Below are 9,263 nucleotides of genomic sequence, written 5' to 3' on the forward strand. Positions count from 1 at the left end.
AGCAGATTTTGTGATAAAACAACCATTACCTATTTTAAAACTTCTCTTGATAAAAATTAAATTGTTAATTCTGCCACAAAGGGGAGATTGCTCATGGCACAACCTTCAATAATCAACGCCTACCTTCTCGAAAACAACATTCGGATACAAAACAATCCCGCCGTATCACCCGACCTCGTGTTGGATTTTAAAGGTCTGGTTGAAGAAATCGCCGAAGAAAAAGCTGCTCTTCTTAAATTAAAAGACAATTCCAAAGCTGACGCTGTTTCACAGGGGCTGAAAAAACTGATTCTCTGGCCGAAATCGAAATTCGAGGTGGGAAACACAACTTTTTATCTGATCGAATCAAAAGCTACCGGTGATTCATCACTGATAACGTTAGGAGCTGAGTCGTTACCCTTTGAAAATATTGAAGTTATAGATGGTAGCCTGACAGTGATTCCGCTCTACTGGAGCAATCTGATTCGCCTGAAAAACGTTGTACAGGAAAATGATCGGTCATCGACAATTTTCCCCAAAGCAGAAGGCATTCTCGAGCATACGAGTCTTGGCGTGGGCGCCCGATTTACCACCCTTCACTGGCCCGCGGTTGCCTGGTCAATGAAACAGTGTAATCTCTCAATGACCGCAAATCAGAATTCCATTCCCCGTGAGCTTGTGTATGATGTTAAAGCCATGCACGAAGATCGTCTGGCACAAGTCCCTTTTCCCTTTATCGGCAGAAATGTTCCGGAAGGCCATCAGGGGCAGTCGGTGCAGGGAATGTCCCACGCGTCGATAATGACCTATCTGAAATACGGCTTTCATAACAATCGAATAGCATGGGGATTCAATGCCGACCATCAACCGATAGGAGGACGGTTCGATTCAATCGAAAATGAACTGGTTGAAGGCAGTCTTTTTGCCACCTATATCACCTATGATCTCAGCCCCGAACTCACACAATACAATACTATTGATGATGATCAGGAGCTTGAAAAGGAATTCGAGCAGACCGTTGATAAGGATATTTATGCAAAAGTCCTTGAAATACTTAAAGAAAAGAGTATTTCCGTTAATGAAACGCTTGTAAAAAAGCTCATAACCTATCTCACGCCGGCCATGAATAAAATGCAAAAGCGTGATAAGCTCTATACAAAAATCAGGGAAGATAATTTCACGACTGCTGCAGGCAGAAAGTTTTTCAAGGAGTTATCGATCGATGAACTTCCGGGCCAGACAACAACCGAAACACTGGCGGTGTGTCTGGCAATGGCCGAATCAATGGACGTAAAATTTAACTATGTGGCTCCAAATATAGGATTTACGAAGAATTTTCCTTATCCGGACAACGATGAACTGCAGAAAAAAATCGTTGCACTCTATGAAATAGCCGAAAAATTTAATATATCTTTTGGTTTTCACTCCGGAAGCGGCAAATCCGCCGAAAATTATGCCGTTATCGGGAAGGCGACCAGGGGTAATTTTGAGGTTAAAACCTCCGGACGGTATACCTATGAGATGGGGAAAGCGCTGAGTGAAACAATTTATCCCGATGATAAAAAGCTGTGGGAAGACTGGTACAATTTCACCAAAGATCTTGCTGTTGAAGGTGCTTTTTCGGACAATGAGACACAGCGAAAGTTTGCCCGGGAATTCATCGAACACGCCGCAAATGCCGAAAATATCGATAGTAACGGCATTTTTTCATCAATTGAAAGCCTTAGAAATGCTCTTGATTCGCTAAAACCGTCACCGGACCACATGTTCTGGTTTGAGTATAATTTTCTCTTTGTTCTGGCAGGGGAGGGGGCCACTACCCTTTTGGGCGACCACTCTTCCAAAGGTTATGTACAACGAAAACGATTCTATTCGATCAGCGATGAAGCCCGGCTTCGGTATGCAAAAAATGTTGCCTCCTACCTCCTGTTTCTGACTCATACTACCGGGCTTATTTCCGATACCATTTTTAACAATGCATCAAAGAAGCTGAATTCATACCAACAGTATGATCATCTTTTAACTGATATTTCATAAATAAATTATCCATCGATATATTTCCGGCCGTGAGTGTGAAATAAAAATCCATATTTACGGCCATTATTTTTGCCGATAGTTTCAGGCAGAATACAGGCGTTCATGACCTGGGATACGAAAGGGGAGAATTTGCTCTGTACCTAAGTTTACATAATATATATTATGCGACATTTGTTATGCCGTTTATTATGCATATCAACGACTAATTCTGCACACTAAACCGGCCTCTGTTCCTCTATCGAATCACGTCAATGCCGTCGCCTTCAACGACATCACCGATTTCCCAGAAAGGATGATCCTGTTCGGAAAAAGCCTTTTTGATATCATCGAGCGCCGTCGGATCAATTGTTGCAAGCAGGCCGCCGGAGGTTTCAGGGGTGAAAAGCAATTGTTTTATTTCGAGCGGGATATCGGAAGCAAAGGAAACATGGTTCTGGTAGTGTGTTTCATTGCGGATTGTTCCTGCCGGGAATAGCCATTGACCGGCATAGTCGACGGCGCCGGGAAGAAATGGGATTTTTTCGAGCTGAAACCGAAGTTTCACCGAGCTTTTTTCGGCTATTTCCCAGCCATGGCCCAAAAGCGAAAAGCCGGTAATATCGGTACATCCATGAATATCAAAGCGTCTGAATATGGCTGAAGGAATCTTGCTGAGTTTTTTCATGCTTACAATCGCCTGTTCTACATGCGATTTTTCGGCCTGATCACCCTTTGACGCGGTGGTAATAATGCCGGTTCCGAGCATTTTGGTGAGAATTATCCGGTCGCCCTTGCGGGCATTGGCTTTGGTAAGAATTTTTTCCGGATGGACCAGTCCCAACACCGATAATCCGTATTTCGGCTCAGGATCATCGATACTGTGACCACCCGCAAGAGCCGCTCCGGCTTCTTTGACCTTTTCCGCACCGCCGCGAAGAATTTCGGAGAGAATTTCCGAAGGAAGTTTGCAGGGGAAACCGCAAATGTTGAGCGCAAGAATAACTTCACCTCCCATGGCATAAACATCACTCATTGAATTGGCTGCGGCAATGGCGCCAAAATCATAGGGATCATCGACAATAGGAGTAAAAAAATCCAGTGTCTGAATAACAGCAAGATCATCGCTCACCTTATACACGGCCGCGTCATCAGCGACGCCAAGCCCCACCAGGAGTTTCGGGAACTCGGAAGGGGTGAACATATTTTTCAGTGGCTGCAGAACCTGCGCCAGGGTTTCAGGCCCGATTTTGGCCGCTCACCCGGCAGCAGAGGTCATCGCCGTCAATCTGATTTCTTTATCGGACAAAGGATGCCGCTCCGTGTTTAAAAGTGATATAGTAATCGAAAGGATTCAGAGATCCTCTACCCCATCAATTTCGATACAGCCCTGCTCAAGTATCTCGCGTGCCTGTTCTTTTTCAACACGCAAGACTCTCAGGCATACACCGCAATCGGAAGCAATATGCCTGGGCACGGGAATCAGTGCACAGGAGAGTCCGGCCAGTTTAACCATTTTTTCTGCTTTCAATGCATAGTTGGTCGAATGTACGATTATTACCGATTGTTGCTCTTTTTTCATTATCTGCATTGCGTTAGTGCTTTAACAGCATCGATCGCTATTTCAATCTCCTCCATGGTAGTAAAATAGCTTGCTCCAAACCTGATTGTGCCCTGGGGAAACGTGCCGATTGTTTTATGTGCCGAGGGTGCGCAGTGAAGACCTACCCGGCAGCAGATCCCGAACACTTCATCTAATCGAAAGCCGGCATCGGAACAAGAAATGTCGTCAATAGAAAAAGAGACGGTTGCCGTTTGTCGCTCCGGGTCCAGTCCTCCATAGACAGTCACGTTGTGCAAAGCGCTTAATCCACCGATGAGTTGTTCACATAACTCCATTTCCCTTTTCCTGATCGACTCCACTCCCCTGCTCAAAATATAATCTACTCCCGCTCCCAAGCCGGCAATACCGACAGTATTGGGCGTTCCGCTTTCAAATTTATCAGGCAAAAAGCAGGGCTGTTGTTCGTATTCCGACTTGCTTCCGGTTCCTCCGGTGATAAAGGGTCGCACACTGTCGACATCAACCCGTTTGCCGAACACCAGCCCGCCGGTTCCCATAGGGCCGTAGAGTGCTTTATGACCCGTAAAGACCAGAAAATCGATTGCATCACGCTCCATATGAATCGGTATTGCACCAGCGCTTTGAGCTGCATCTACGCAAAAATAGAGATCATGTTTTCGCACAATCGTGCCGATTTCAGCCAGGGGCTGGAGAGAACCGGTTACATTTGAAGCATGGTTGAGGATAATGAGTTTCGTTGATGGCCTGATCTCATTTTCGAGGGCAATTGGTGAAAGAAAACCCTGTCTGTCACAGGAGACCGTACTTATTACAATTCCTTCTTTTTCCCGTGCTCGCAGGGGGCGCATCACCGAATTATGCTCTATGCTCGAGGTGATAACATGATCGCCGGGCTCAAGAAAACCGGCAATAATATAATTGAGCGATTCGGTGGCATTACCGGTAAAAACTACCCGCAAAGAATCATCACAGGAGAACAGCGCCGCAACCGATTCCCGTGCAGAAAAGATACATCGACCGGATTCATTTGCACGGTGATGTCCTGCCCGGCCCGGATTTGCACCAATGTCATTCATAAAATGAACCATTGCCTCGGTGACACATGATGGCTTGGGAAATGAGGTTGCAGGATTATCGAGATATATCATTCCGGTGCTTTTTGCGGTTTAATGTATTGGAATATTCCTTAAAATATGTTTTTACAAAATTAATTATTTGAAATTTTGACTTGATGAGCGAAATTTTAATATCTTATCTATACTATCTGTTCCACTACTACCCAATAATTTTTTATGAAAAAGGAGGAGGTTTTCATGAAGCATGTCCTGTTACTTGCCGGAGTGCTGGTCCTTTCTGTTGTTTTCTCTGTCCTCTCAAAGGATAAAAAAGAGACACAAAAGGCCGAAGCTGCTGCTGTAGAAAAAGAGGAGAAGGCGGCAGAAAAGAAGGTTGAAAAAAAAGAAGAAACACAGAAAGTAGAAAAGAAGGCCAAGGCCGACAAAAAGGCGGCCCTCAAGGAGAAAAAAGCAGCTTCCACCAAAGCAAAAGCAAGCAAAGCTGAAACTAAAAAGACTTCAAAGAAGAAAAAGGAAGAAACCGAAGAAGTCAAGAAAACACCGGCCCCTAAAAAGGAAAAAGCCACACCGGCAAAGAAAGCGGCTGTCGTCGAGAAAAAAGCATCGATGAAAAAAGAAGAGGCTGAAACCGAAAAGCCGAAGGCAGAAAAGAAAAAAGCTTCGGCGGCAACCAAAAAAGCTGCTCCCAAGGAGAAAAAAGCCTCTTCACCGGCAAAAGCCGCTAAAAGGGCAAAAAAAGAAGCCGTAGAAGAAGTTTCGAAGGAAAAGAAAGCCGAAAAAGCTGAAGCTCCAAAGGCTAAGGACGTCAAAAAAGCCAAAAAGGCTTCGCAGCCGGAGAAAAAAGCGGTCAAAGCCGCTCCTGTCAAAAAGAAGGCCAAAAAGGCAACGGCAAAGGAAAAGAAAGCCGACAAAAAAAGCAGTACCATTAAAGTGGCACGGTCGGCAATCTGCAAAGAAATTGTCAATCACGAGCCAAAAGAAAAGGGCACGTCATTTTCAACCGATGTAAAAGAACTCTACTGCTTTTCTCAGATCAAAGGCGCAAAGGATACGGTTAAAATCCAACACAAATGGTATCGAGATGATAAACTTTTCAGCCTCGTCCCGCTTCAGATACGTTCGGCAAGTTTCAGAACGTACAGCCAGATCGATGTTCCCGCAAAGGGTACCGGCAACTGGAAAGTTGATATCGTTGATGTTGAGAGTGGTGAAGTTCTTGAAACGGTCGGTTTTAAGATACAGTAGAAGTGGTTCCGGTAATAGATTAGCATAAACGCTATAATTCAAAATACCCCGCGGGTCCGGTTTTCCGGGCTTACAGCGGGTTTTTTTTGTGCCCTCAAGCGGTCGGATATTGTTGCGAAAAACAATATGTTCTGCTTGCCGGGAAAGGAAACGTATAATTTGATTTTAATATAAGCGCCACTGCAATCGTGAAATTATATTATAGAATAGATTGAAAACCATTAAAGAATTTCCTGTGCACCGGCAGCATAATTTACCAATTACTCAACACTATTCCCCTCAGAGGATTTATGAGAATATATTTCTCACAAGATATTCCCCTGTTCTCCGTAAATAATCGGTCTTTCCTTCTTATACTGCTGTTATTTCTCCTCTCTCCTCTCCTTCCGAATTACCCGTCAGATTGTCATGCCGCCAAAGCCGTTGAGTACCTCTCCCAGACCTATATCGATACGGTTATTGCCCGGGCCTACTACAAGCTCAATGCAGCCGATGATCCCGGTTCTGGAATCGCTCGCAAAGAAGCCATCGCTTATGCAAAAAAGATTGTCACAAAAATGAAAGAGCTTTCCGAGAATGATCCCAACCGGAAATATATCCTCTGGAAAATCGGAGAACTGGAAAGCCTTCTTTATCTCGAGGAGCGTGGACTTTTTGAGGAACAGGAGAAAAAACGGATTACGGGCATGAATGAGCTTGTTGCACAATTCAACGCGGAACTTGCCCGGTCCCGTCCCGATTTCAGCAAACTCTCCATGATCCACCAGCGTATGACTTCAATCGACGAGAAAAAGGCCCGGGAGATTTTCAATTCCATGGTGGATCGTCAAACCAATATCAGCAAGGAAGTCCTTTATACTATTGAAAAATCCCTTGAAGAAGATGATTACAATAAGGCCCGTAAAGAATTGGCATATTGTGAATTAAATCGCAAATACCTTTCCATCTCCTTAACTCAATTTGCCCGGTTGTCCGCCCGTGTCGAATCGAATATCTCGGTAGATAAAGAGCTGGAATTTATCGACAATACTTTTCCTGATATGCATAAACATATCGCCGATGGCAACCTGGGCCGGGCATCCGAATTGTCCAAAGTCGTATCTATCAGACTCGATAATATCAAAAACAAAACAATTCCAAGGGAATGGGACCGTCGGTTTTTCAAAAATAAGCGCCTGAAACGTCAGATCGAAAAAAGTGAAGATGAGCTGGTGGAAGCCAATCTTGCGGTTTTAGATACAGCCGGCATCTACGCTGCCGCCGAGTTTCTGGATACAACCCTGAAAAAAAGAGGTGTAGGTCGGGCAAAAATTGCGCAGGTCGATCAGCAAATAACCGAAGCCGCCCTTCAACTGGCTTCTAAAGAAGATAGTGATATCAGCAAAGAAATTCAAGAACTTACAGCTGCTCCACAGAGCGAACTGATCGTAGGTGATATGCTGGCCCAAGCAAAACTCCTGGCAAAGGCCAGGTCTGAGGGTAATGAGCTTACCCGAAAAGAAAAGGGTGAACTGACCCAGATTGAAGAAGTTCGACGGAGCAGGATGAAAGTCAAAGAGGAAATGGAAAAGAAACGGCAGATCATAAAGGAACTGAAGAAAAAGGAGCAAGCTCAGGAGAGCCTGATCGAGATTTATGCTCTTTTAGAAAAACGAAAGCAAAAAGAGGCTCAACGTACCTTTGAGGAGTTACAAAACTTTTTAAAGGCCTATCTCTCTTCTGCCGATTTTGCCGCCCTCGAGTCAGCTGTTCATAAGAATGCCGGCAAGAAGAAAAGAAGAATGTGACGCAGAGCCGCTATTCTCCTCTCCCCGGATTTTTCCTCAATTTCATGCGATAATAGACCCATACGCCGCCAAAAACAACAAAAATTGCCAGGATTCCCCATGCCGAAACCGGAGCGCCGTGAAAAAAAGCAAGGCTGATACCGATAACCGCACTCACCGCCCAGATAACCTTGAGATTGAGCATGCCCCTGAATGCTTCTACCCCGGCATTGCGTCCAAGTAGCGATTCGATCCCAATGCCCATCAGGGCAGCCCCGACAAGCCTGCTCGAGACGGGATCGACAACATCCCAGCCAAGAAGCGGTAGAAATAGTCCGGGAACAAAAAGCAGCGGAATCCCAACCATAACATCGGCGAAAAAATGGATCACAAACCACACCCGAAGGCCCGATGGAATTTCACTCGAGTTTCTTTCATTCATTAATACCTTCCCTTCCGGAGCTACTCTTTTATCCCCCAGACAATGCCTGGAGCATCACTGAACAGGGGCTCAAAATTGAGCATACCATTCGATTCGATAAATTGCTCTACAGCTCTTACATAGCGCAGATAACCGACTGTCCGGGGAACTGTTCGATGGGTTGCTTCTATCGCCTTGATAGATATACCCAAAGGGCCCGAATAGGCTTCCCACAACGGAACGCCATGGGTTTTTCGTGCCAGGGTTTCATCCTCGGCGCCATGAAGCCAGAAGAAGGGCACGGTAACCCTTTTGATCTTTTCCAGGTTGTCTCCCGTAAAAGTGGTGACATAGTGCCCCGGAAGGTTCAAATAGGCGGCGTCATCAACAATCGTCTCAATCGAAGCGATAGGAGCTTCAAAAATCAGTCGAATGACCGCTGTGTTGGTCGTCCGGGACGCCATTTCGCCCGCGATCATGGTTCCCAGGCTGTAGCCGTAAATAACCACCGATGGGTTCCCGAGATTTTCACGGGCAAAATCCAGCACCGCCTGACCGTCCTCATACAACCCCTGCTCATCGGGTGAACCCGTGCTCATGCCGAACCCCCGGTAGTCGACTGCAATGACCGGATACCCGGTTGCGTACAGAAGTCGTATTCGCTGCCAGTAGTAATCGATATGTTGGCTTTTTCCATGGAAATAGACAATAAGCGTATCATTAACCAGCGTGGTATCCGGCGCAACCAGCACCGCGGCAATCGTTTCATTGCCGCTCGAAAGCGAGTAGTGATGAATATGGTCGGCAGTGTAGGAGGCAACAAGCCCCTGTTGTTGATATTTCTCCAGCGAATCGATAGCATCACTGCACTCCTGCTCTCCCCCATAGGAGTCAAACAAGCAGGTATCGAGTTTTTCGCCGCCAAAAAGGAAGGGGTCGAGACTCATGCAGCCGATAAGCATAATTCCGGCAATACCGGGTCCCCAGAGCAAAACATGCCTTTTCATTGTACACCTCCACCGAACCGGTAGCCGACACCGAGAAAGACACCCAGGACCCCCTGGTCGCCCAAACCGATATTCTTCGTGCCCCGCCCGGTATTCAAGAGATTGGGAGTATATACAACGCCTTCGATAAGGATATCCCACTTTTTAACCCCCAGCGAGGCGCCGATATGG

8 protein-coding genes are annotated in these 9,263 nt (G+C 45.9%); 3 read left to right on the forward strand and 5 right to left on the reverse strand.

Going from position 1 to position 9,263, the window contains the following annotated elements; genetic code table 11:
* The first annotated feature begins 93 nt into the window (after positions 1-93).
* Entirely contained in the window at positions 94-2,016 is a 1,923-nt protein-coding gene (locus tag GF401_16890; GenBank protein MBD3346734.1) for a hypothetical protein, read from the forward strand.
* A 235-nt stretch (positions 2,017-2,251) separates the two neighbouring features.
* Here the strand turns inward: GF401_16890 and selD are convergent, their stop codons facing one another.
* The 3 genes from selD to GF401_16905 all read right to left on the reverse strand — a co-directional run bounded on the left by selD (position 2,252) and on the right by GF401_16905 (position 4,725).
* The gene (selD, locus tag GF401_16895; GenBank protein MBD3346735.1) at positions 2,252-3,271 is read right to left on the reverse strand and encodes a selenide, water dikinase SelD; all 1,020 of its coding nucleotides are present in this window, start codon (positions 3,269-3,271) and stop codon (positions 2,252-2,254) included.
* Positions 3,272-3,346: 75 nt separating this feature from the next.
* Positions 3,347-3,574 (reverse strand): DUF3343 domain-containing protein, encoded by a 228-nt coding sequence (locus GF401_16900; protein MBD3346736.1) that lies wholly within the window; start codon positions 3,572-3,574, stop codon positions 3,347-3,349.
* Positions 3,574-4,725, reverse strand: coding sequence for an aminotransferase class V-fold PLP-dependent enzyme (locus tag GF401_16905; GenBank protein MBD3346737.1), 1,152 nt, complete (start codon positions 4,723-4,725; stop codon positions 3,574-3,576). Before GF401_16905 ends, GF401_16900 begins: the two co-directional genes overlap by 1 nt.
* A gap of 165 nt (positions 4,726-4,890) precedes the next feature.
* Here GF401_16905 and GF401_16910 point away from each other — a divergent pair, with 165 nt between their 5' ends.
* Positions 4,891-5,898 (forward strand): DUF2914 domain-containing protein, encoded by a 1,008-nt coding sequence (locus tag GF401_16910; GenBank protein ID MBD3346738.1) that lies wholly within the window; start codon positions 4,891-4,893, stop codon positions 5,896-5,898.
* A 290-nt stretch (positions 5,899-6,188) separates the two neighbouring features.
* A complete protein-coding gene (locus tag GF401_16915) occupies positions 6,189-7,685 on the forward strand; it encodes a hypothetical protein (GenBank protein MBD3346739.1) in 1,497 nt (498 codons plus the stop codon).
* Between the two features lie 10 nt (positions 7,686-7,695).
* Here the strand turns inward: GF401_16915 and GF401_16920 are convergent, their stop codons facing one another.
* Positions 7,696-8,106: a hypothetical protein gene (locus GF401_16920; protein MBD3346740.1), complete on the reverse strand. Its 411-nt coding sequence runs from the start codon at positions 8,104-8,106 to the stop codon at positions 7,696-7,698.
* Between the two features lie 20 nt (positions 8,107-8,126).
* Entirely contained in the window at positions 8,127-9,092 is a 966-nt protein-coding gene (locus GF401_16925; GenBank protein MBD3346741.1) for an alpha/beta fold hydrolase, read from the reverse strand.
* Positions 9,093-9,263: the final 171 nt, after the last annotated feature.

The sequence above is a fragment of the Chitinivibrionales bacterium genome (assembly GCA_014728215.1).
Classification (GTDB): Bacteria; Fibrobacterota; Chitinivibrionia; order Chitinivibrionales; family WJKA01; genus WJKA01.